This is a genomic window from Amycolatopsis pithecellobii (genome assembly GCF_009707865.1).
GTDB classification, from domain to species: domain Bacteria; phylum Actinomycetota; class Actinomycetes; order Mycobacteriales; family Pseudonocardiaceae; genus Amycolatopsis_E; species Amycolatopsis_E pithecellobii.
Genome location: NZ_WMBA01000102.1, coordinates 1 through 21,870, shown reverse-complemented (window position 1 = coordinate 21,870; position 21,870 = coordinate 1). Strand labels below are relative to the sequence as shown.

The following is a 21,870-nucleotide window of genomic DNA, read 5'->3' as shown; positions in this document are numbered from 1 at the left end:
GGAACAACGATCGCCCCCTCGAACAGCTTGACCACTGGTTCTCCGGGGCGGCGGGGCCGCGGGTGGCGATCGTGCGCGGGGCTCCTGGGTCGGGGCGCACCACGTTGGCGAACGTCTGGATCCAGCGGCATCGGCACGACTATCCCGACGGGCGGTTCTTCGTCCGGCTCGCGAGCGGGCCGGACGGGCCCGAGCGTGAACGTGCCGTGCTGCGGGAACTCCTGCTGGCCGTGGGGCACGGGCCCGCGGAGATACCGGACAGTCTCGACGGCCGGGCCAGTTGGTGGCGGTCCTGGACCGACGGCAAGCGGGTCGGGCTCGTCATCGACGAAGCGCTGACCGCGTCCCAGGTGCGCAGCCTGTTGCCCGGCGCGGGCGAGTCCGCCGTGCTGGTCACCGAAGCCGGGCAGTTGGGCAGCCTCCGTGCCTCGGTGACGGCGACCGTGGTCGACCTCGATCCGATGGCGGATGCGGCCGCGCGCCAACTGCTCGACCACATCATCGGCGCCGAGCGGACAGCGGCCGAACCCGACGCGCTCGCGCAGCTGATCTCGGTGTGCGAAGGGTCCACGATCGCGCTGTGCGTCGTGGGCACCATGCTCGCCGACTCCCCGCGCCCCATCGCGCGGCTGGCCGAGAAGCTGAGCCACGACGAGCGGGTGCTCCGGGAACTTTCCAAGGACAGCAATCTTTCCGTCGCGGTGGTCTTCGACGCTGCCTACGAGCGCCTGTCCGAAACAGCCCGTGCCACCTATGAAGCGCTCGGCGTGCATCCCGGCGCCGGTGACGTCGGGGCCGAGGCCCTCGCGGCGGCCGTCGGGCAGCCGGTCGAAGACGCGCTCGACGAACTGACCCGCGCGCGGCTCGTGACGGTGACGCCGGACGAGCGCTACCTGATGTCCGGCCTGGTCCGGCGGCACGCGCGGGCGAAGGCGGCCGGGCAGGCGGATCCGGTGCGAAGGTTCATCGAGTACTACCTGATCACGGCGTCCGCGGCGGCCGGTGTGTTGCGGCCCAACCGCTTCTGGCACAAGACATATCTGCCGGCGGTGCGGATCTCCGGTGAGTTTTCCGCCGCGCGGTGGCTGGACGGGGAGGCGGCGAACCTACGGCCCGCGGTCGAAGAGGCATACCGGCTCGGCGAACTCGAGCAGGTGCGCCAGTTCGGCATCGCACTGTGGGCCTACTACGAACGCGGTGGGCACATCCAGGATCTCGCCGCGGTCAGCGAGCTCGGCATCCGTGCCGCGAATGACCTGCGGGACCATGTTGCCGAGGCGGTACTCGGCTGCCAGCTCGGGTTCGCGCACCTGCAACGCGGCGCCGTCGAGCGGGCGGTCGAGGCGTCGGCGAGGGCGCACGAAGCCGCGATCCGGTCCCGGAACGACGAAGCCGAGGCGACCGCGGTCGAGACACTCGGGCTGGCCCATCTCGCCAACGGGGACGCCGAGGCGATCGGCCTGTTGCGGCGCAACCTCGAGCTCGCGTCGGCGACCGGGGACGAGCGGCGGATCGCGTTGGCCCGCCTCCATCTCGCCAAAGCCGTACCAGCGGCAGCAGCACTGTCCTTATTGGACGATGCGGTGGCCGGCTTGGCGTCCGAACCGGACAATCTCGCGAAGATCGATCTGTGGCGTGGCCGCAAAGGGCGCGATGAAGCGGCGCTGCGCCGGGTGCTCGCGCAGGGTCAGCCGAGGGAACGCGGCGAGGCGCTCGTCGAATTGGCCGCACTGTCCGAAGTGGACGAAGCTCGGCGTTACCTCGCCGAGGCAGTGGAGATCTTCCGCGAGCGAGGACTCACCGAGCTGAGCATCGAGGCCGAAGACCGGCTGGCCCGGCTGAACTGAGCACGGTCACCGATGCGGTGTGCCGCTCCGCACCGGTCAGCACGGTGAGCCGCGGTGGGAAATGGCCGTGCAGCAAGACGGCGGCGAACGCCGCGGCGGGGCCGGTTACGCCGTCGAGCCGGACGAGAAGCTTTTCCGCCGTGCCCATCATCCACGTCCGGTCATCGACTCGCGCCGCGGCGACCTGGCAGCCCGGCAGCGCGCGTAACGTGCTCTCGATCCACCGCTGCGCATCGGCCGGACGATCGTGCACGATGATGTCGGCCAGGTCGAGCAGCCGCATGCCCGGCTCCCGGGTGTCGACGACAAGGTGCGTGTCGGCCGGAACCCAGGCCGGCTCGCGCAGGGCCTCCGCGGCGAACCGGGTCGCTTTCGGCTCTGCTGCACCGAATTCCACGCGGACCAGCTGGGCGTGTGCCGGGGGCGACGCGACCCGCGGCACGGGGAGCGCCCGGGTTTCCACGGAAGCCCGCGGTGTGGGAAGGTCCAGCCAGCGGTAGATCGTTTCGCGTAGTACGGCGGCCGACTTGCCGGGCAGCGACGTGGTGAGGTCGGTGATCGACCGGACAGGTTCGTGCCCGTCCAGTGCGCGTTCCAGCTGCGGTGCCGCCGGGGCAGCCGGATCGAGTTTCGGGGTGACCTCCAGCAACCGTCCGACCGGAGACTTCGGGTCCACCGCGTCCGCCGGCGCGGCCGCGAGAAGCAACGGGGTGCCGAGCGCGGCCGAGTAGAAACTGACCGAACCGTGGTCCCCGACCGTCAGATCCGCCGCCACGAGCGCCGGACCCCACAACAGCTCGTCTGGCAGCACCAACACCCCGGCCCGCGCACAGTCGGCGAGCCACATCCTTACCTGCCAAGGCGAATGGTGCCCGGTGATGTTCGGATGCAGAGCCACGACGAGCCGGTAGGTGTCGAGATCCAGCTGTGCGGCGAGTCGGCGGATCAGATCAGGATCCTTGCCGTACAACGAAGATGCGCCCCAGGTGGACGAGACCACCACGAGTCGCTGGCCCGGCCGCACACCCAGCGCCTGCCGGTAGGTTTCGCGCAGCGGTCTGCTCGCCAGCATCCGATCGAACGACGGATCACCGGCGACCAGCGCCACTCCGACCGCCTCGGGGCAGGACTCGCCGAGCCGCGCCAACTGCTCGTGATGAGACAGCACGAGGACAGACGGCACCGGCTCGTTGCGATGCAGCAGCCACGGACTCGACAGGCCGAAGACCCCGGACAGGCCGTTCGTTTCGAGAAACTTGTTGTAGCCCATGCCATGCGGCACGACCATCAGCGGTGCGCTGATCTCGTGCAGGTCGCCGCCATAGCTCGCGGCGATCGCGAAATCCGCCCGGTGGCGCAACGCCTGCGGCCACGGCAGCACCTGGGTGATACCCGCACGCGCCAGGAATTCGTTGGTACCACGGGTGAACGCGCTCGAACCCGGGCAGGTGAAGACGGTTTCGACCCGTGGGTCCTCCGCGAACAACGGCAGGATGTCGAACAGCCGGGTGGCCGCGGTCGTGTTGTGCACGACGGCCAGCACGGTGCGTTCGGCCTGAACAGTGCTCCAGCTATCGACCGGCACCAGCGCGATCCCTCACGGGGTCCAGTCGGCGTTGGCGCCGCAGACCACCAGGCACGGCAGTTCGCCAGGGACCCGGCCGGCGCGCCAAGCGGCGAAGGGCGCCGCGGCGGCGGGTTCGACCGCCAGCCGGAACTCGCGCCACAACAGGTCACGCGCGGCGAGGATCTCCTCGTCGGTCACCAGGACCGACCGGATCCCGCTCCCTGACAGGATTTCGAACGGCACCTCGCCGACACGGGTCGCACCCAAAGCCGAGGACGCGACGGAATTCACCTCGGCGTCGACCGGATGACCGGCCGCCAGCGCCTGGTGCAGGCACGAGCAGTGCTCCGGCTCGACCGCGACGGTCATCCGGCCACCGGAGCCCACCGTGATACCCGCGGTCAGACCACCACCGCCCACCGCGGCGACGATCGCATCGACCTCGGGTGCGTCTTCCACGATCTCCAGCGCCACCGTGCCCTGCCCGGCGATCACGTCGCGGTCGTTGTACGCCTCGACATAACGCGCGTCCGTGACCTCGCGCGCGGCAGCCACCGCTTCGGCGTAGGTCGAGCCGGCCCGCACGAGGCGACCGCCGGTTTCCTCGATCCGGCGCGCCTTGCTGTCCGGGATCGACACCGGCGCATACACCGTCGCGGGCAAGCCCAGGATCGCGGCCGCGGTCGCGACACCGATGCCGTGGTTACCGCCCGAAGCCGTCACCACGCGCTCCGGCCGGGCACCGCTGAGCAAGGCATTGAGGGCGCCGCGCAGTTTGAACGAGCCGGTCCGTTGCAGCTGCTCCAGCTTCATCACGAGCGGGCGGCCGTCGAGTTCCGTGCGCAGCACCGGCGTGCGCCGGACGTAACGCCGGATCCGGTCGGCAGCCGCGGTGACTTCGGCAGAGTGAGTGGCTGTCACACCCTCACTCTGCCGCGCCCGCCCTAGCCGACCTCGACCAGGTCCACCACGAAGATGAGGGTTTCGTTGGGCTTGATCACGCCACCCGCCCCGCGCTCGCCGTACGCCAGCCCCGGCGGGATGACGAGCTTGCGCCGGCCGCCGACCTTCATCCCCTGCACTCCCTGGTCCCAGCCCGGGATGACATGTCCTTGCCCGAGCGGGAAACGCAGCGGCTCGCCGCGGTTCCACGACGCGTCGAACTCTTCGCCCGTCGAGTGCGCGACGCCGACGTAGTGCACGGACACGACCTTTCCCGCGGCCGCCTCGTCGCCTTCGCCGACCGTCACGTCGGTCACCTCGAGCTCCGCCGGTGGCGGGCCGTCCGGTCGCTCCACCTCGGGCTTTTCCAATGCCATGGTCACTCCTCGTTGTCGGTCGCTGCACCGTATCGACCTCGTGCCCAGGTCGCACGCTCTAGGGTGCAGGCATGACGTGGTCTCCTCGAACCCGTGCGGTCGTCGCGGGGCGGCCGAGCGAACCGGGCGCACCGCTGAACACGCCGATCGTCCCGGCCAGCACATATGTCGCGGGCGGCGATTTCAGTTACGCCCGCGAGAACGGCACGCCGACGTGGGCCGCGTTGGAGGAAGCCGTCGGCGGGCTCGAAGGCGGCCAGGCAACGGCGTTCGCGTCGGGTATGGCGGCGGTCGCGGCGGTGTTCGAGCTGTTCCCCATCGGTTCCGCGATCGCGGTGCCCGAGTTCAGCTACTCCGGCACCCGCGCACTGCTGGAGCACGCGGCGAAGGCGGGCCGGTTCACGGTCCACCGGCTCGATCCGGACGACACCGCGGCGTGGCGGGCCGCCGCCGGTGAGCTGGATGCGCTGTGGATCGAGTCGCCGACCAACCCGACCCTGCAGCTGATCGACATCGCGCCACTGGCCGGGCGCCGGGCCAAAGTCATGGTGGACAACACTTTCGCGACCCCGCTCGCCCAGCGGCCGCTCGAGCAGGGTGCGGACCTCGTGGTGCACAGCGCGACCAAGCTCATCGGCGGGCACAGCGATCTCTTGCTCGGCATCACGATCACCGCGGACGAAACTCTCGCGCGGGAACTGCGTGACGCGCGTGTCCGCAACGGCGCGACCCCGGGAGCGCTGGAATCCTGGCTCGCGTTGCGGGGGCTGCGGACGTTGCCGGTGCGGCTGGCGGAACAGGCCAGAACTGCGGCACTGCTGGCAGAGCGGCTCGCCGCGCACGAAGCCGTGACGAAAGTGCGTTATCCGGGACAGGGCATGATGATCGCCTTCGAACTGTCCGATGTGGAGGCTGCGGAGCGGTTCATCGAGCGGTTACGGCTGATCGTGCACGCGACGAGCCTCGGCGGCGTGGAGAGCCTCGTCGAACGGCGCGCGATGTACCCGGGTGACGCGCACGTGCCGCCGGGGCTGATCAGGTTCAGCGTCGGACTGGAAGATCCCGAGGACCTGTGGCAGGACTTGGAAAGCGCCCTCCGTTGACCAAGAGCGCAGCCGCACTGGCCCTCGTCGCGCTGCTCGTGTGTGGTTGTTCGGCCGGGTCCACGGCTTCGGTCAGTCGTGGACCCGGCACGCTCTCGGTCGGTTTTGCCGCCGAGCCACAGAACTTCGACTTCACCCGCACCGACGGGGCCGCGATCCCGCAGGCGTTGCTCTACAACGTGTACGAGGGGCTGGTGAAGGCCGACGCGAACGGGCAGATCGTGCCGTTGCTGGCGAAATCATGGACGATCAGCCCGGACCGCACGACGTATGACTTCTTGCTCCAGCCGGGTGTGACGTTCAGCAACGGGGCGCCGTTCACCGCCTCGGACGTGAAGTTCTCCATCGAGCGCGTGAAAACCGCGTGGACGATCTCGCTCAAGTCCAAAATGGACGTCGTCGACCGGGTGGACGTGGTGGATCCGCTGCACGCGCGTGTCGTGTTGAAAAAACCCAGCAACGGCTGGCTGTTCGACATGACCGGCCGGGTCGGCGCGATGTTCAGCCCGGCCGGAATCGCCGACCTGGCGAACAAACCCGTGGGCACCGGGCCGTTCGTCGTCGCGGAACGGCGGCGCGGTGATTCGATCGTGCTGCGGCAGAACCCGGCGTACTGGGGCCCGAAACCGTCGTACCGGACTGTCGTGCTCAAGTACATCAAGGACCCGACCGCGCTCAACAACGCCTTGCTGAGCAACGGAATCGACGTCATTTCCACGATCACCGCGCCGGACTCGATCCCGCAGTTCGAGTCCGATATCCGGTTCAACGTCCTGCAGGGCACCACGAACAGCGAGGTCGTGTTGTCGTTCAACGGCGACCGGGCCCCGCTCGACGACGTGCGCGTGCGGCAGGCACTGACCCTCGCGATCGACCGGAAGGCGTTGCTGGCCACGGTGTCGGCGAACCGCGGCACGCTGATCGGCAGCATGGTGCCGCCCACGGATCCTTGGTACGAAGACCTTTCCGGCTACTACCCGTACGATCCGGCGCGCGCGAAACAGCTGCTGACACAGGCCGGGCGGACCGATCTTTCGTTGCGGCTGCGCATCTCGAACCTGTCCTACGCGGTGTCGGCGGCACAGGTCGTCGCGTCCGATCTGGCGGGCATCGGGGTGCGCGTGAGTATCGAACCGCTCGATTTTCCCGCGGTATGGCTGAAACAGGTGTTCACCGACCACGACTTCGACCTGTCGATCGTGCAGCATGTCGAGGCGCGTGACATCACCACGTTCGGCAACCCGAAGTACTACTGGGGCTATCACAACCCGGCGGTGCCGCGGTTGCTCGCGCGGGCTGACGCGGGCACGCCGGCCGAACAGCTCGACGACATGAAGCAGGTCGCGCGCACGATCACCGCGGACGCGGCCGCCGACTGGCTGTTCCTGTTCCCGAATGTCGTGGTGGCCAAGAAAAACGTGAAGGGGCTGGCGCGCAACCAGGTCAGCGAGTCCTTCGACCTCACGGGCCTGTCGTGACGGCGATCCTGCGCCGCACGGCGATTCTGCTCGTGAGTGTCTTCGTCGCGTCGATCATCGTGTTCGCGTTCATGGCGATCCTGCCCGGTGATCCGGCGCAGGTCGCGCTCGGCGTGAACGCGACCCCGGAACTGCTCACGCGCACCCGGCACGACTTCGGGCTCGACCGGCCGCTCGTCACGCAGTACCTGAGCTGGCTGGGCGGCGCGTTGCACGGTGACTTCGGACGTTCCTACGTCACCGGCGAGGCGATCGGGCCGCAGCTGGCCGACCGGCTCGGCGTGACGTTGTGGCTCGTCGGCGCCGGGATGCTGGTGGCGCTCGTGCTCGCGATCCCGTTCGGCACGCTCGCCGCGGCCTGGCATCGGCGCGCTTCAGGCGCCGCGATTTCCGGACTTTCCCAGCTGGGCGTGGCGATTCCCGCCTTCCTTGCCGGGATCCTGCTGGTGCAGCTGTTCGCGGTCCGACTGCGCTGGCTGCCCTCGGGCGGCTGGACCCCGCCGGACCAGAACGCGGGTGAGTTCGTGCGCGGGCTGATCCTGCCGGCGTTGTCGCTGGGCATCGTGCAGGCGGCGGTGCTCACCCGGTACGTCCGGTCGGCGGTGCTCGACACGCTCGGCCAGGACTACCTGCGCACCGCGCGGTCGAAGGGCCTGCGGCCGTATGCCGCGTTGCTGCGGCACGGGTTGCGCAACGCCGCGGTGCCCGTGGTGACGGTGCTGGGCCTGCAGCTGACCACGTTGCTCATCGGCGCGGTGGTGGTCGAGCGGGTGTTCGTGCTGCCGGGGCTCGGCAGCATGCTGCTCGACTCGGTGTCCTCCCGGGATCTCCTTGCCGTGCAAGGGATCGTGCTGGTGCTGGTGGTCGCGGTGCTGCTGGTCAACTATCTCGTGGACCTGCTGTATGTGGTGATCGACCCCAGGCTGCGGGTGCGGCGATGAACCGGAATCTGTGGGCCGGCTCCGTGCTGGTCGGCCTGGTCGTGCTCGCGGCACTCGTGTCGTTCGTCTGGACGCCACACGATCCCGTGCAGGTCAACGCCGCGATCCGGCTGGCGGCGCCGAGCGGCGAACACTGGTTCGGCACCGACAAGTTCGGCCGTGACCTGTTCTCGCAGATCATGGTCGGCGCGCGGACGACGCTTTACGTCGGTGTGATCGCGGTGGGCGTGGCGGCGATCGTCGGTACGCCGCTGGGGATGCTGGCCGGGATGTCGAGGCGCCTGCTCGGCGAATTCGTCATGCGGGTCAACGATCTCGTGCTCGCCTTTCCCGCGCTGCTGCTGGCGATCATGTTCGGCGCGGTGTTCGGGGCGAGCACGGTCACCGCGATGATCGCGATCGGGGTCGCGACGATCCCGTCGTTCGCGCGCATCGCGAGGTCGGGCACGCTGCAGGTGATGAGCACCGAGTACGTGCTGGCCGCACGTTCGGGCGGCCGATCGCGGTCGTTCATCGCGCGCCGGCATGTGCTGCCGAACATCGCCGGGCTGGTGATCGTGCAGTGCTCGGTGTCGTTCGCGATCGCGGTACTCGCCGAGGCCGCGCTGTCGTTTCTCGGGTTCGGCACCCGGCCGCCGACGCCGTCCTGGGGCCGGATGTTGCAGGAATCGCAGGAACTACTGACCGTGCAGCCGCGGCTCGCGCTCGTGCCCGGGATCGCGATTGCCGTTGCCGTATTGGGTTTCAACCTCCTCGGGGACGGGCTGCGTGACCGGTTCGACCCGCGACTGGAGCGCCGATGAGCGACACTGGCGAAGCCCTGCTCGTCGGGCGCGACCGGGTGCGGGTGTCCCGCAGGACACTGGAGCGCCGATGATCAGCGTTGAGGGCCTGACCGTGGCGGCGAGCAGCCCGCTCGTACAGGGCGTGTCGTTCGAGATTTGCGGCGGCGAGCGGGTCGGGCTGATCGGGGAGTCGGGTTCGGGCAAATCGTTGACCGCGTTGGCGCTCATGGGTTTGCTGCCCGAGGGGCTGAGCGCGACCGGCGAGATTCGGTTCCACGGGAAACAATTGCTGTCCGCGCGCGAGCGGGAGCTGTCACGGCTGCGCGGAAACGAGCTGGCCATGGTGTTCCAGGAGCCGATGTCGGCGCTCAACCCGCTGATGCGGGCCGGCCGGCAGGTCGCCGAGTCGATTCGGTTACACGGCGGCAAGTCGAGGCGTGCCGCGTCGCGGCGGGCTCAGGAACTGCTCGAATCGGTCCAGCTGCCCGACGCCTACCGCGCCTACCCGCACCAGCTTTCCGGCGGGCAGCGGCAGCGCGTGATGCTCGCGATCGCGCTCGCCAACGATCCGTCGCTGCTGATCTGCGACGAGCCGACAACCGCGCTCGACGTCACGGTCCAAGCGCAGGTGCTGGACCTGATCCTGACCGGCGTCACCGAGCGGTCCACCGCGCTGCTGTTCATCACGCACGATCTCGCCGTCGTCGCGCGCGTCTGCGAGCGGGTGCTGGTGATGCTCGACGGGCGCATCGTCGAAGAGGGCAGCACGCGCGAGGTGCTGACGAACCCGGCGCACGCGTACACCCGGAAACTCCTCGCGGCGAGCGACCTGGAGGTGGCGTGATCGAGCTTCGGGACGTGCATCGCGAGTATGGCCGGACGCACGCCCTTCGCGGGGTATCACTGAAAATCGAGGCGGGTCAGCGGTTCGGCGTCGTCGGCGAGTCCGGCTCCGGGAAGTCCACGATGATCCGCCTGCTCGCCGGGCTCGACAAGCCGACGTCCGGCGAGATCCTGTTCGAGGACAAGCGAATCGACACGCTGCCCGAACGAAAGCTCGGGTTTCTCCGCTCCGCGTTGCAGGTGGTCTTCCAGGACCCGATGGGCTCACTCGACCCGCGGATGCGCGTGCGCGACATCATCTGCGAACCGCTCGGCCGGACGAACCGCGCCCGAGTCGCCGAGCTGCTCGACGCCGTCGGCCTGCCCGTGGACAGCGGTGACCGGTACCCGCACCAGTTCTCCGGCGGCCAGCGGCAACGCATCTCGATCGCCCGCGCGCTCGCGCCGCGGCCACGGGTGCTGGTCGCCGACGAGCCGGTCAGCGCGCTGGATGTGTCCGTGCGCAAGCAGATTCTCGACCTGCTCGCCGAGCTCGTCGCCCGGTTCGGCCTGACGCTCGTGTTCGTGTCCCATGATCTCGGGGTGGTGCGGCGGGTCTGCGACACGGTCGCGGTGATGCGGCGCGGTGAGATCGTGGAGCGCGGTCCCGTCGGCGACGTCTATGGCTCGCCAGAGCATCCGTACACCCGCCAACTGCTCGATGCCGCGCCGAATCTCCGTGCCGAATTGGCGCGGCTGGAAGCGTAGGGGCCTCTCCCGCTGTAATCGGCCGCCGAATTTTGAGACCATCGTCTCATGCGCATGGTCTACACCGGGGTGGACGAAGAGGACTTCATCGACGCTCGTCAGCGCCTGCTCGTGGAGCTCGAGGCGTGGTCGCAGATGCGGCAGCGGACGATCGATCCCGTGGTCGCCGGTGCCGTGCTCGACTATCGGTTCGAGCGCGACGGGCTACTCGGGCGGTGGACGCGCGAGATCCTGCGCGGCGCGTTGCTGACGTGGTTCCCGCGCAAGGTGGTGCTGCTCGATCCGCACTCCTCCACCGTGCTGACGACGGTCGAGGCACTGCTGGACTTCTTCGAGGACGCGGACCTGTACGACGACCGGAGTGAGCCGCCGGCGGTGCTGCGGTCGTTCCTGCGCGGCATCGTCGACGAGTTCGACGAGGCGATGAAGGAACCGGAGAACTTCGGTCTCGCCAAGTTCTGGGCCGTCGCGATGGCCGAACACGGCGTCGACCCGCTCGACGAGCTGGGGGCGCAGGAGTTCATCGACCGCGTGCAGCAGGGTGAGGTCGAGGTCGATCAGGACTTACTGCACGACATCGCTTACCGGCACTACGAGGGCGATCCGGAGGTCGAGCCGCTCGAACCGGCGCCGGTGTTCGCGCTGATGCCGGAGGACGAGCTGGTCATGGAAGCGGGCGGCCTGCCGATCCTGCGGCGGTTGCGCCGGTTCACCGGCTGGGTCGGGGACGGTCGTGAACTGGCCGCGAAGGGACGTCTCGCCGAGCACGACGCGCGTGATCTCGCGGCCCGGCTCGCCGAACCCGATCCGGCAGGCCTGGTCTCACTGGCGAAAACCGCCGGGCTGGTGCGGGTGCTCAAGGGCAGGCTGGTGCGGGTCAAGCGCGCGGAACCGTTGCTGGACAACCCGTTGAAGCTGTGGCGGGCCGCGGTGCCGCATGTGCTCGACACCGGTGACGGGCGGGTGCGGTACCGGCTGCCCGAGCGGCACCTCGCTTACGAGCTGCTGGAATCCCTCAAGGCCGACAATGACTGCGCGACGATCCCGATGCTCGTCGACATCCTCGACGACACCGCCGACCTGGCCTGGCGCGATGCCGACGCGGCCCCGGTGCTGCGGGTGCTCGACCAGCTCGCCGAATACGGGCTCGTCGAAGTCTTCCCGGCGACCGAGGAGTACTACGAAGATCTGGTCGACTTCGCGGGTGTCCTGTCGGTCGAGGAGATACCGGAGGAGGAGCGGCAGGTCGTGCGGATCCGGCCACTTGGCGCGCAGGCGATCTACGAGGCGCGGCAGCAGGCCGGGGTCCCGACGCTGACCCTGGAAGATCTGGCGACCGAAACGGCGGAGGTGTTTTTCGCCCGGGTCGCCCCGCTGTCGCCCGACGCCCTCGAGAAAGGCGTGCGGCTGTGGCTGGCGGCGCGTGGGCAGCCACAGGCGGTCGCCGAACTGACGGAACTGGCCCGCCGCACGGACGATTTCGAACACCGGATGCTCGCGTTCCAGCTGCTGGCGGAGTACGGCGAGCAGGGCGTCGAGGCGATCGCGGGGCTGCGGGAGCATTCCGCCGCGGGCCCGGCCGCGCTGAGCTGGCTGCTCGACGCGGGATTCATCGACGAGAGCCAGGTCAGCGGCCGTGAACGGACGTACACGATGGTCGACGTGCTGGCGGCCGGGATCCGTTCGGCTGGCCGGAAAAAGGCGATGGAGGAGTTCGCCACCCAACCCCGCCCGGCCCAGCTGCTGTTCCTCGCGGACGCGACGATCTGCGGCCACCCACGTACCCGCGAGGTGCTCGAGTCGATGGTCCTCGCCCACCCGGACCGCATGGTCTCCAACGCGGCCCGCAAGGCGCTGGACTGGCTCCACGAACCCGACGACTGATCAGGCCTCGATGGCTTCGGCCAGTGCCAGGAGCCGCTGCGCGTTGCCGACATGCAGGTTTTCGATCATCTTGCCGTCCACAGTCGCCACACCGCGGCCTGCCGCTGTGGCCTCTTCGAACGCGGCGATCACCCGGCGCGCCTGGTCTATCTCCTCGGCCGACGGGGCGAACACCCGGTTGCACGGCTCGATCTGCCCTGGATGGATGAGCGTCTTGCCGTCAAAGCCGAACTGCTTGCCCTGCAAGCATTCCGCCTCGAAACCCGCGACGTCTTTCACGTCGTTGTAGACCCCGTCGAGGATGACCTTGCCGGTCGCACGCGCGACAAGCAGACACAGGGAAAGCCCGCCGAGCAGCGGCGCGCGGCCCGGCACCAGCTCGGCGTGCAGCTCCTTCGCCAGGTCGTTGGTGCCCATCACCAGCACGGTCAGCCGCTCGCTCGCCGTGGCGATCTCCTCCGCGTGCAGCATCGCGACCGGGGTTTCGAGCATTGCCCAGATCTTGGTCTCCTGGGGCGCGCCGCGGAGTTCCAGCGCGCGTTCGATGGCGTGCACGTCGCGAGCCGAGTTCACCTTGGGTACCACGACCGCCGCCGGGCCTGCTTGCGCGGCGGCCCGCAGATCCGCTTCGTGCCACTCGGTTTCCAGGCCGTTGACCCTGATCGCCACCTCACGCGAGCCGTAGTCGCCGAGGGCACCGCACACCCGCTCGCGGGCGGCGTCCTTCGCGTCGGGCGCGACAGCGTCCTCCAGGTCGAGGATCAACGCGTCGGCCGGTAGCGTCTTCGCCTTTTCCAGCGCTCGTTCGTTGGCACCGGGCATGTACAGCACAGACCGCCGCGGTTTCATGCCGGTCACTCTAGCCCCGGACGGCCAACCCTCTGGGTAGCACCGTTCAGCTCCGTGTCACCCGTTCGGTCGCAGAGTCGGACTGAAGTCGAGCTACCGCTTATCGACCGGTCACCGACCCCCGGGCGCCGCCGATCGCAGCCGGTCTCCCAACCCGAAGACCTCGAGCCGCTGCGCTGGTACTCAATTCATGTGCCTCTTTTCACGAGGGGGAGTGGCATGCAGAACGAAAAGTGTGCGACCAAGGAGGCGGACTCGTGGCGGTTACACCAGGGCACACCGGCGACGCGGTAGTGACCGGCAAGACCCGGTCATTTCCCACCCGGGTGGTTCCGCCCGTCGAGCTTCCGGCGAGCACGTCGTATCTGGCCGGTGCCGCGGCCGCGCAGCTGGGGTGGCGCGGGGTCGTGCTGCCGGAGGTGACGATGCTCGGCCGCCGCGTCTGCGTCGTCGCGCGGTTGCGCACGGATGTGCACGCCGAGCGGATCGCCTGCGGGATCGGCCCGGTCGCCGACCGCACCACGGTCGCGACGTGGACCTGGCCCGAGTTCGCGAGGTCCGCCCCCGCGCCCGCCGCGGAGATCATCGGCGTGCTGTCGGTCGCGCGGCACTGGCGCACCGGGATGGCCGCGACGGTGCCGTTCGCCCGCTACAGCGAGGCTGCGATGGTCCTGCCCGCGTCCGCCGTTCTCACCAAGGACTATGTGGACGGCTGCCTCCCGCGGGCCCGCTCCTACGGCCTGTCCATCGTGTCCGCCGACAGCGACGCGAGCGTCGCGCTCGACCTGTCCGGGCATCGCGACAACACGGTGCCGCAGGACGCGGTTTCGCGGTGGATCAACGAGATGGTCTACGAGCAGCTCCTCGCGTCCTACGACCTGCCGGTGGCCTGACCTAGGCTCGGTTCCATGCGAGTCGTCATTGCCGGCGGGCACGGGAACATCGCGCTTCGCCTCGAGCGGCAGCTGGCCGCCACCGGTGACCAGGCGGTCGGGATCATCCGCAACGTCGCGCACGCCGCCGAGCTGCGGGATTCGAGCGCCGAGCCGGTGGTGCTGGACCTGGAGAACGCGACCGTCGACGAAGTGGCCGAGGTGCTCGATGGCGCCGACGCCGCCGTGTTCGCGGCCGGCGCCGGTCCCGGCAGCGGTGCCGCGCGAAAGGACACAGTGGACCGTGGTGCCGCCGCCCTCTTCGGTGCGGCGTGCGAACGGGCCGGGGTCCGGCGGCATGTGCAGATCGGCTCGATGGGGGTCGGCCGCCCGCCGCGCCCCGGGACGGACGAGGTGTTCGCCGCGTACCTGCAGGCCAAGAAAGCCGCCGAGGACGAGCTGCGCAGCCGGGACCTGGACTGGACCATCCTGCGGCCAGGTCGCCTCACCGACGAAGACCCGACGGGCGAGGTACACCTGGCCGATTCCGTCGACTTCGGCGCGATTTCGCGGGAAGACGTCGCCTCGGTGATCGTCGCGATTCTCGAAGAAGGCCGGACTTTCCGTCGCACCCTCGAAGTGGTCGGCGGCAACACGCCCATCGCCGAAGCGATCGCGCGTATCTAACGCCCCAAAACCCGTGCCAGATAAGGATTGCTGAACACACCAGCCGGGTCCACTTCGTCTCGGACGCGGCGGAAATCGTCGAAATGCGGGTACAGCTTCCGCAATTCTCCGGCGTCGAGGTTGTGCATCTTTCCCCAGTGCGGCCGGCCACCGACCTCCGCGGCGATGGCGGCGAAACTCGCGAAATACTCCAGATAAGGCATGCCGGTGAACTGGTGGATCGCGACGTACGCCGAATTCCGGCCCTGCGCGGTGGAAAGCCAGATGTCGTCCGCCGCGGCCACGCGGACTTCGACGGGGAAGGCGACCGGACTTTCCAGCCGCGGCACGAGTGCCCGCAGTTCCGCCAGCACGTGCTGCACGGAGTCATGCGGTACGGCGAATTCCGACTCGACGAACCGCACCCCGCGGTGGGTCACGAAAACCCGGTGCGAAATGTCGCGGTACTCGCGTGCCGACAACGCCGCTGACGCGAACTTCCCCAGCGGCGGCACGAGCCGCGGCACGGTGCGGCCGATCCGGCACAACGTGCCGAAGGCGAAGTTCTCCATGATCTCGTAGTCGACGAACTGCCGTAGCCGGCTCAGCGGCGCGCGTTCGGATTCCGTCCGGTTGTTCCGCTTGACCAGCGCATTGCGGCCGTAAGGGAACCAGTAGAACTCGAAGTGGTCGTTGTCCCGCGCGAACTCGTCGAACCCCTCGAGCACCTGCTCCAGCGGTTCCGGTCGTTCCTGCGCCGACAAGACGTACGAAGGCTCGCACTGCAGCGTCACGAGCGTGATCACGCCGAGCGCGCCGAGTCCCACGCGCGCCGCGTTGAACAGTTCGGGCCGCTCGCCGGCCGAGCAGGTCACGATCGAACCGTCCGCCAGCACCAGTTCGAGCTGCACGATCTGGGTGGCCAGCCCGCCGTACCGCGCGCCGGTCCCGTGGGTGCCGGTCGACACCGCGCCCGCGATGGTCTGCGCGTCGATGTCGCCGAGGTTGGTCATGGCGAGGCCGAGTGCATCGAGTTCGGCATTGAGCCGGCGCAGTGTCGTGCCCGACCGCACGGTGACGCGGTGCTTCCCGGCATCGACGGCGGCGATGCCGGTCCAGCCGGTCAGGTCGATCGCGTCGGTTTCCGCGACGGCGATCGGCGTGAAGGAATGCCCCGAGCCGCGCGCGTGGACCCGGCGGTCTTCGGCCGCGGCGCCGGTCACGACTTCGACGATGTCGCCGACACTGCGCGGGGTGTGCACGCGTCGCGGATCAGCGGTCGCCGTACCCGCCCAATTGGTCCACCGGTTCATCGTCATCCCGTTCGTGTCGGAAATTGCCGAAACGTAAGTGAAAGATATTCGCTTTTGAAGTCCTGTTGACGTACCGTACTTCCATGACCACGCCGAATGCGGCTGGCTACGACCAGGCGACGAAGGATCTCGATCCGCCGTTCGCCGTGGTCGATCTTGCCGCGTTCGACGCCAACGCTCAGGATCTCGTCCGCCGCGCGAACGGGGTCCCCATCCGGCTGGTCAGCAAGTCCATCCGCTGCCGCTACCTCATCGAACGAGCACTCGCGAAGCCCGGTTTCGCCGGCTTGATGTGCTACTCGCTCGCGGAGGCACTCTGGCACGCCGAGCTGGGCACGAGCGACGACATCCTGGTCGCGTACCCGAGCGTCGATCATCGCGCGCTACGCCGGCTCGCCACCGACGAACACGCCCGCACCACCATCACGATCATGATCGACTCGGTCGAGCACCTCGATGTCGTCGACGCGGCGGCCGGCTACGACCATGCCGACATCCGGGTGTGCATCGAGCTCGACGCGTCCTGGCGTCCGCTCGGCCTGGTGCATGTCGGCACCCGCCGCTCACCGGTGTTCTCCGCCCGTCAGGCGGTCGACCTCGCCCGGAAAGTGTTGGCGCGCAACGGTTTCCGGCTTGCCGGGCTGATGGCCTACGAGGGGCAGATCGCCGGGTTCCCGGACGCGACGGGCGCACGCAGCGACCGCGCGGTCCGCTGGATGCAACGGCGTTCTGCACACGAGCTGACGCGCCGGCGCGCCGCGGCCGTGGCGGCGGTGCGAGAGATCGCCGAACTGGCGTTCGTCAACGGCGGTGGCTCGGGCAGCCTCGAGACGACGGCCGCCGAGGAGGCGATCACGGAGGTCGCGGCCGGCTCGGGGTTGATCGGCTCGACCCTCTTCGACGGGTACAGCCGCTTCCATCCGCGACCCGCCGCACTGTTCGCGCTCCCAGTTGTCCACAAGCCCACCCCTGGTATGGCGACCCTCTTCGCGGGCGGATATATAGCGTCTGGGCCCGCTTCGGCGTCGCGGTTGCCGTCGCCCTACCTGCCGGCCGGCCTCAAGCTGCTGCCGTTCGAGGGCGCCGGCGAGGTGCAGACTCCCGTCCGCGGAAAAGCAGCCCGTGACCTGCGGTTAGGTGATCGCGTCTGGCTGCGCCACGCCAAGGCGGGCGAGCTCGCCGAGCGGTTCACGCACTACCACATCGTGGCCGAGGGCCGGGTCGAGCGCACCGTCGAGACCTACCGCGGCGAGGGGCGAAACTTCGGCTAGCCGGCAGTCCAGTTATCCACAGGTTTTCCGGGTGCCTGTGGACTACTCGCCGAGCTTGCTGGCGAGGTACAGCTTGATCACGTGCTTGGTCTCGTCGACGATCTCCTGATCGCCCTGCGGGTCCCGGTGGAAGGCGAACTTGAGCAGCGTGTCGGCCATCTCGATCGCCACCGCGATCACGAGCGGGAGGTTCTCGCCGGGTTCGTCGAGGTACCCGCGCACCAGCTCGGTCAGGGAGTCGGCGATGACCTTGTTGTTGTCGCGGCCTTCGTCCAGCAGCTGACGGTCCACGACGTCCCCGAAATGCACCTTGGAAAACCCGGGGACGCTGCGGTGCATCTCCAGGTAGATGTCGAGGATCGAGTCCACGACGTCCCACCAGTGCGACGGATCCTCCCTGGTCAGCCGCTCGTTGGTGGCGGCGACGAAGCGGTCGAGGTTGCGCTGGGTCAGCGCTTGGACGACGGCGCGCTTGTCGGGGAAGAACTGGTAGAGCGAGCCGACGGCGACCCCGGCCCGCTTGGCGATCAGCGTGGTGGTCAGCGCGTCGTAGCCGACCTCGTCGATCAGCTGTGCGCTCGCGTCCAGCATTTGCTCGACCCGTTTGGCGCTGCGTCGCTGCACGGGCTGCCGGCGCAAGGGGGTCGCCTGGGTGTCCGCCACGTTCTGCTCCTTCTAAGCTGCTGAACTGCGACTTTAGCGTGCCGAAACGCTTCCCCCCGGTCGAGGGAACCGGCTATCGTATGAGAACTTTTCATGTTTCTGGATCGGGGGCTCGATGACCGAGACCGAACTTCCCGCGGCGCTCGCGGAGCCGGTCACCCGGGTCGGCGGCGGCTGGACGAGCCTGCTCGTCGTCGCGAACATCGGTCTCTGGCTGGGCATCTACGCGCCGATCCAGGTGCTGCTGCCCGAGCAGGCGGAGCTGCTCGACTCGGCGAACAAGGAACTGGTGTTCGGCGTGGTCATGGGTGTCGGTGCGGTGGTCTCGCTGTTCGCGAACCCGCTGGTCGGCCTCGCCTCGGACCGCACCCGCTCCCGGTTCGGCCGGCGTCACCCGTGGACCCTGCTGGGCGCGCTGGTCGGCGCGATCGGGCTGGTGATCCTGGCGCTGGCGCCGAACGTCGTCGTGATGACCATCGGCTGGTGTGTGGTGCAGGCCGGTCTCAACGGCATGCTCGCGACCCTGACCTCGGCGCTGCCCGACCGTGTCCCGGTGGCCCAGCGTGCGGAGATCGGTGGGCTGGTCGGGATCAGCCAGATGCTGGGGACGGTACTCGGCGCGGTGCTGGTGACCGTGGTGGTGACGAGCGTGCGAAGTGGTTACCTGGCCTGCGCGCTCGTCGTGGTGGCGGGGGTGCTGGGATTTGTCTTGCGTACCAAGGATCCGGCCCTGCCCCGCACGTGGAAACCGGCGAACAGCCGGCGAGCCGCCGTGGCCGAACTTTGGGTCTCACCACGGGCACACCCGGACTTCGCCTGGGCGTGGGGCTGCCATTTCCTGATCATTCTGGGCAACGCGCTGGGCACCTACTACCTGCTGTTCTTCCTCAAAGACGCCGTCCACTACCCGGACCCGGACACCGGTCTGCTGATCATGATGGGTCTTTACGGTGTCGCGCTGGTGATCGGCGGCCTGACGGTCGGCCGGCTCTCCGACCGCTCCGGCAACCGGAAGCGCTATGTCCAGCTGGCCGCCGTCGTCATGGCCGCAGCGGCTTTCATCCTGACCGGCTGGCAAACCTGGCCGGCGGCCCTGCTCGCCGCCCCCTTGCTCGGGGTCGGCTTCGGCGCGTACTGGGCAGTCGCGCTCGCCATCCTGACCCAGGTCCTGCCGACCGCGCAGGACCGGGCCAAGGACCTGGGCGTGGTCAACCTCGCGAACCTCCTGCCCCAGGTCATCGCACCGCTGCTGGCCATCGTCATCCTGGCCGGCCTCGGCGGTTACCCCAGCCTTTTCGCCGCCGCGGGCCTCGTCACTCTGGCCGCGGGCTGCTTGATCGCGGGTGTGCGGACGGTGAGGTGACCTGGTCCGCGGTCGCTTTCGCCGGGATGGTGCGATCCAGTGCGGTGAACGCGAGCGCCGCGATACCGATGGCGGTGACGACGAGCGCGAGGTGGTGCAGCCCGCTGTCGTTGGTGTGGGCGCCGAAGGTGATGCCGATGAGGCTGGAGGAGAAGATCGCGCCGACGTAGCCGAAGGTGCGGAACAAACCGGCGGCGATGGCCAATGTCTCGCTGGGCGAGTGCGCGTACAGCGTCGCCTGGTTGGCGAAGTTCGACAGCCCGTTGGTGACGCCGAACAGGACGGACACCGCGACTAGCAGCGCGACCGGCGAACCGTGCTGGATGACCACCAGGAGCGCGCCGGTGCCGACGACCATGGCGCTGCCGATCACGATGGGCCGGCGCACCCAGCCACGGTTCGACGCGATCCGGGCGAGCACCATGCTCACCACGGACATGGGCAGCAGGATCAGCCCGACCTCGTAGGAGGTGTAGCCGGCGGCGCCCTCCATCCACTGGCTGATCGCGTACAGCGAGGTGTAAACGCCGAGGCCGACGATGAGTTGCCGCAGGTAGGTGCGTTGCAGGGCCGGGTTGCGGGCGAGCATCCGGACGTCGATGAGCGGACTGCGCGAGCGGCGTTCCCAGGCGATCAACCCGGCGAACAGCACGACCGCCACACCGAGCTCCCACCAGACCGGGTGGGTCAGCTCGTCGAGGAAGATCAGCAGGCTGACGATCGCGGCGGCGAACAGGCCGATACCCGGCAGGTCGATGGCGGCCGCCGTCCCCGCGAGCCCGGTCCGCTTGACCGGGCCGTCCTTCTCGACCACCACGAGGGCGGTGATGAGCGTGATCACGGCCAGCGGGACGTTGATCCAGAACAACCCCCGCCAGCCCAGCGCACCGGCGAGCGCGCCGCCCAGCGGCAGCCCGAGCACGACGGTGACCTGCGACGCGATACTGAAATCACCGAGGACCCGGCTCGGCACGTCGAGCCCGAGCCGGTCCGCGCGCCGTCGGACCAGTGCCATCGCGGCCGGGTAGGCGGCCGAGGTGCCGACCCCGATCAGCGCCCGCGAGACGAGCAGCATCCCGAAGTTCACGGCGAGGCCGCCCAGCACCCCTCCGGCGATCAGGACCATCAGCCCGGACGCGAACACCCGCCGTGGCCCGAAGACCGTCGCGAGTTTGCCGAGCGTCGGCTGCATCACCGCGCTGCACAGGTACAGCACCGAGACGAGGGTCGCCGCGGTGCCGGGGCCGAGGCGGAACTCCGCGGCGATCCCGGCCAACCCGACCGCGATCATCGAGCTGTTGATCGGGTTCAGGGTGGTCCCGAGCATCAGCGGCAGGGTGAACCGCAGTCCGAACGGTTTGCCCGGCTCACGATCGTTCGAGCGAGTCATGGCGCACACCTCCACATCCGTTAGTAGTACTAAGCATAATGCTTTGTTATACTAAAGAATCGTGACGGATGCCTCGATCGCCGAGTTGGGCGCGCAGCTGCGGACCGCGGTCGCCCGGGTGTACAGCCGGTTCCGCTCGGAACGTGCCGAGGGCGAAGTGGCCGAGGCCGCGATGCTCGTGCTGGTGCAGTTGCGCAAGCACGGCCCGCTCAGCCTGGGCGAGCTGAGCGAGCGAGCCCGGGTGACACCGGGCTCGATGAGTCAGACGGTGAACCGGCTCGTGGCGGCCGGTCATCTCGTGCGGGAACGGGACGCCGCGGACCGCCGCCGGGTGCTGTTCGTCCTCACCCGCGAAGGCACGCAGATGGCCGACCAATCACGGCGGCACCGCGAGACCTGGCTCAACGACCGGCTGGCGGCCCTGACCCCTGATCAGCGCCGCATCTTGGCGGACGCCGCCCCGATCCTCCAGCAGATCGCCGATTCCTGACTGAAAGCGAGTTCCATGTCCCCGCTCGAAATCTTGTTCCTGCCGCTCGGCTGGGCGTTGCGTGGTAAGCGTGCGGATGCCGGCCTCAGCGTCGCCCGCGCGCCGGAGCTGGCCACGGAAAACCGGCTCGAGCTGACGTCCGACGCGTTCCGGGATGGCGAAGTCATCCCGGCGAAGCATTGCGGATTCGGCATCGGGGACAACGTTTCCCCAGCTTTGCACTGGTCGAAGCCCCCGGACGGTACCCGCACGCTGCTGCTCGTGATCGAAGACTTGGACACGCCCACAAAGCGTCCGGCAATCCACACGGCCGCCTTGTTCGACGCCACGACAGCCACCCTGGCGGAGGGCGAACTCACCCCGGACAACCAGCGTTTCCGCTACCTACCCAACCACCGCGGCCGCACCGGCTACATCGGCCCGCGTCCCCTCCCAGGCCACGGCCCCCACCACTACCAATTCCTGTCTCTTATACTCAT

21 protein-coding genes are annotated in these 21,870 nt (G+C 68.9%); 14 read left to right on the top strand and 7 right to left on the bottom strand.

The window, feature by feature from the left end:
• A partial coding sequence (locus tag GKO32_RS38265; RefSeq protein WP_166459841.1) for an ATP-binding protein occupies window positions 1-1,847 on the top strand: 1,847 nt, incomplete at its 5' end.
• Here the strand turns inward: GKO32_RS38265 and GKO32_RS36360 are convergent.
• Genes GKO32_RS36360 through GKO32_RS36350 form a run of 3 tightly spaced genes read right to left on the bottom strand, consistent with a single transcriptional unit; the run spans window position 1,798 to window position 4,733 of the window.
• A complete protein-coding gene (locus GKO32_RS36360) occupies window positions 1,798-3,432 on the bottom strand; it encodes a hypothetical protein (RefSeq protein WP_154761449.1) in 1,635 nt (544 codons plus the stop codon). The two genes, GKO32_RS38265 and GKO32_RS36360, sit on opposite strands and share 50 nt — an antisense overlap.
• A 12-nt stretch (window positions 3,433-3,444) precedes the next feature.
• Window positions 3,445-4,335: a serine/threonine dehydratase gene (locus GKO32_RS36355; RefSeq protein ID WP_312869198.1), complete on the bottom strand. Its 891-nt coding sequence runs from the start codon at window positions 4,333-4,335 to the stop codon at window positions 3,445-3,447.
• 23 nt (window positions 4,336-4,358) lie between these two features.
• Window positions 4,359-4,733: an FKBP-type peptidyl-prolyl cis-trans isomerase gene (locus tag GKO32_RS36350; protein ID WP_154761448.1), complete on the bottom strand. Its 375-nt coding sequence runs from the start codon at window positions 4,731-4,733 to the stop codon at window positions 4,359-4,361.
• A gap of 71 nt (window positions 4,734-4,804) precedes the next feature.
• Between GKO32_RS36350 and GKO32_RS36345 the strand changes: the two genes are divergently transcribed.
• The 7 genes from GKO32_RS36345 (at window position 4,805) to GKO32_RS36315 (ending at window position 12,514) form a co-directional block, all read left to right on the top strand.
• Window positions 4,805-5,836, top strand: coding sequence for a trans-sulfuration enzyme family protein (locus GKO32_RS36345; protein WP_154761447.1), 1,032 nt, complete (start codon window positions 4,805-4,807; stop codon window positions 5,834-5,836).
• Window positions 5,833-7,314: an ABC transporter substrate-binding protein gene (locus GKO32_RS36340; RefSeq protein WP_246245291.1), complete on the top strand. Its 1,482-nt coding sequence runs from the start codon at window positions 5,833-5,835 to the stop codon at window positions 7,312-7,314. The genes GKO32_RS36345 and GKO32_RS36340 overlap by 4 nt, the downstream gene beginning before the upstream one ends.
• A 5-nt stretch (window positions 7,315-7,319) precedes the next feature.
• On the top strand, window positions 7,320-8,255 hold the full coding sequence (locus GKO32_RS36335) for an ABC transporter permease (protein WP_312869199.1): 936 nt from the start codon (window positions 7,320-7,322) through the stop codon (window positions 8,253-8,255).
• On the top strand, window positions 8,252-9,058 hold the full coding sequence (locus tag GKO32_RS36330) for an ABC transporter permease (RefSeq protein ID WP_154761446.1): 807 nt from the start codon (window positions 8,252-8,254) through the stop codon (window positions 9,056-9,058). The genes GKO32_RS36335 and GKO32_RS36330 overlap by 4 nt, the downstream gene beginning before the upstream one ends.
• 70 nt (window positions 9,059-9,128) lie before the next feature.
• Window positions 9,129-9,884 (top strand): ATP-binding cassette domain-containing protein, encoded by a 756-nt coding sequence (locus GKO32_RS36325; protein ID WP_208024657.1) that lies wholly within the window; start codon window positions 9,129-9,131, stop codon window positions 9,882-9,884.
• A complete protein-coding gene (locus tag GKO32_RS36320; protein ID WP_312869197.1) occupies window positions 9,881-10,630 on the top strand; it encodes an ABC transporter ATP-binding protein in 750 nt (249 codons plus the stop codon). The genes GKO32_RS36325 and GKO32_RS36320 overlap by 4 nt, the downstream gene beginning before the upstream one ends.
• A 48-nt stretch (window positions 10,631-10,678) precedes the next feature.
• Entirely contained in the window at window positions 10,679-12,514 is a 1,836-nt protein-coding gene (locus tag GKO32_RS36315) for a hypothetical protein (RefSeq protein ID WP_154761445.1), read from the top strand.
• Here the strand turns inward: GKO32_RS36315 and GKO32_RS36310 are convergent, their stop codons facing one another.
• Entirely contained in the window at window positions 12,515-13,363 is an 849-nt protein-coding gene (locus tag GKO32_RS36310; RefSeq protein WP_154761444.1) for an HpcH/HpaI aldolase/citrate lyase family protein, read from the bottom strand.
• A 257-nt stretch (window positions 13,364-13,620) separates the two neighbouring features.
• On the opposite strand from GKO32_RS36310, the gene GKO32_RS36305 reads away from it, so the two are divergent.
• Both GKO32_RS36305 and GKO32_RS36300 read left to right on the top strand, forming a co-directional pair.
• Window positions 13,621-14,256, top strand: coding sequence for a hypothetical protein (locus GKO32_RS36305; protein ID WP_312869196.1), 636 nt, complete (start codon window positions 13,621-13,623; stop codon window positions 14,254-14,256).
• Window positions 14,257-14,271: 15 nt separating this feature from the next.
• Window positions 14,272-14,922 carry an NAD(P)H-binding protein gene (locus GKO32_RS36300; RefSeq protein WP_154761443.1) on the top strand — a complete coding sequence of 217 codons (651 nt, stop codon included), beginning with the start codon at window positions 14,272-14,274 and terminating at the stop codon, window positions 14,920-14,922.
• Here GKO32_RS36300 and GKO32_RS36295 read toward each other — a convergent pair.
• On the bottom strand, window positions 14,919-16,214 hold the full coding sequence (locus GKO32_RS36295; protein WP_154761451.1) for a D-arabinono-1,4-lactone oxidase: 1,296 nt from the start codon (window positions 16,212-16,214) through the stop codon (window positions 14,919-14,921). The genes GKO32_RS36300 and GKO32_RS36295 overlap by 4 nt on opposite strands.
• Window positions 16,215-16,297: 83 nt before the next feature.
• On the opposite strand from GKO32_RS36295, the gene GKO32_RS36290 reads away from it, so the two are divergent.
• Window positions 16,298-17,485 (top strand): amino acid deaminase/aldolase, encoded by a 1,188-nt coding sequence (locus GKO32_RS36290; RefSeq protein WP_154761442.1) that lies wholly within the window; start codon window positions 16,298-16,300, stop codon window positions 17,483-17,485.
• Between the two features lie 42 nt (window positions 17,486-17,527).
• Here the strand turns inward: GKO32_RS36290 and GKO32_RS36285 are convergent, their stop codons facing one another.
• Window positions 17,528-18,148, bottom strand: coding sequence for a TetR/AcrR family transcriptional regulator (locus GKO32_RS36285; RefSeq protein WP_312869194.1), 621 nt, complete (start codon window positions 18,146-18,148; stop codon window positions 17,528-17,530).
• A gap of 115 nt (window positions 18,149-18,263) precedes the next feature.
• Between GKO32_RS36285 and GKO32_RS36280 the strand changes: the two genes are divergently transcribed.
• A complete protein-coding gene (locus GKO32_RS36280) occupies window positions 18,264-19,511 on the top strand; it encodes an MFS transporter (RefSeq protein ID WP_154761441.1) in 1,248 nt (415 codons plus the stop codon).
• On the opposite strand, the gene GKO32_RS36275 is transcribed toward GKO32_RS36280, so the two are convergent.
• Window positions 19,462-20,901, bottom strand: a complete 1,440-nt coding sequence (locus tag GKO32_RS36275) for an MFS transporter (RefSeq protein WP_154761440.1) — start codon at window positions 20,899-20,901, stop codon at window positions 19,462-19,464. The genes GKO32_RS36280 and GKO32_RS36275 overlap by 50 nt on opposite strands.
• 61 nt (window positions 20,902-20,962) lie before the next feature.
• On the opposite strand from GKO32_RS36275, the gene GKO32_RS36270 reads away from it, so the two are divergent.
• Entirely contained in the window at window positions 20,963-21,391 is a 429-nt protein-coding gene (locus GKO32_RS36270; protein ID WP_154761439.1) for a MarR family winged helix-turn-helix transcriptional regulator, read from the top strand.
• A gap of 15 nt (window positions 21,392-21,406) precedes the next feature.
• Window positions 21,407-21,870 (top strand): YbhB/YbcL family Raf kinase inhibitor-like protein (locus GKO32_RS36265; protein WP_154761438.1); only part of this gene is annotated, 464 nt, incomplete at its 3' end.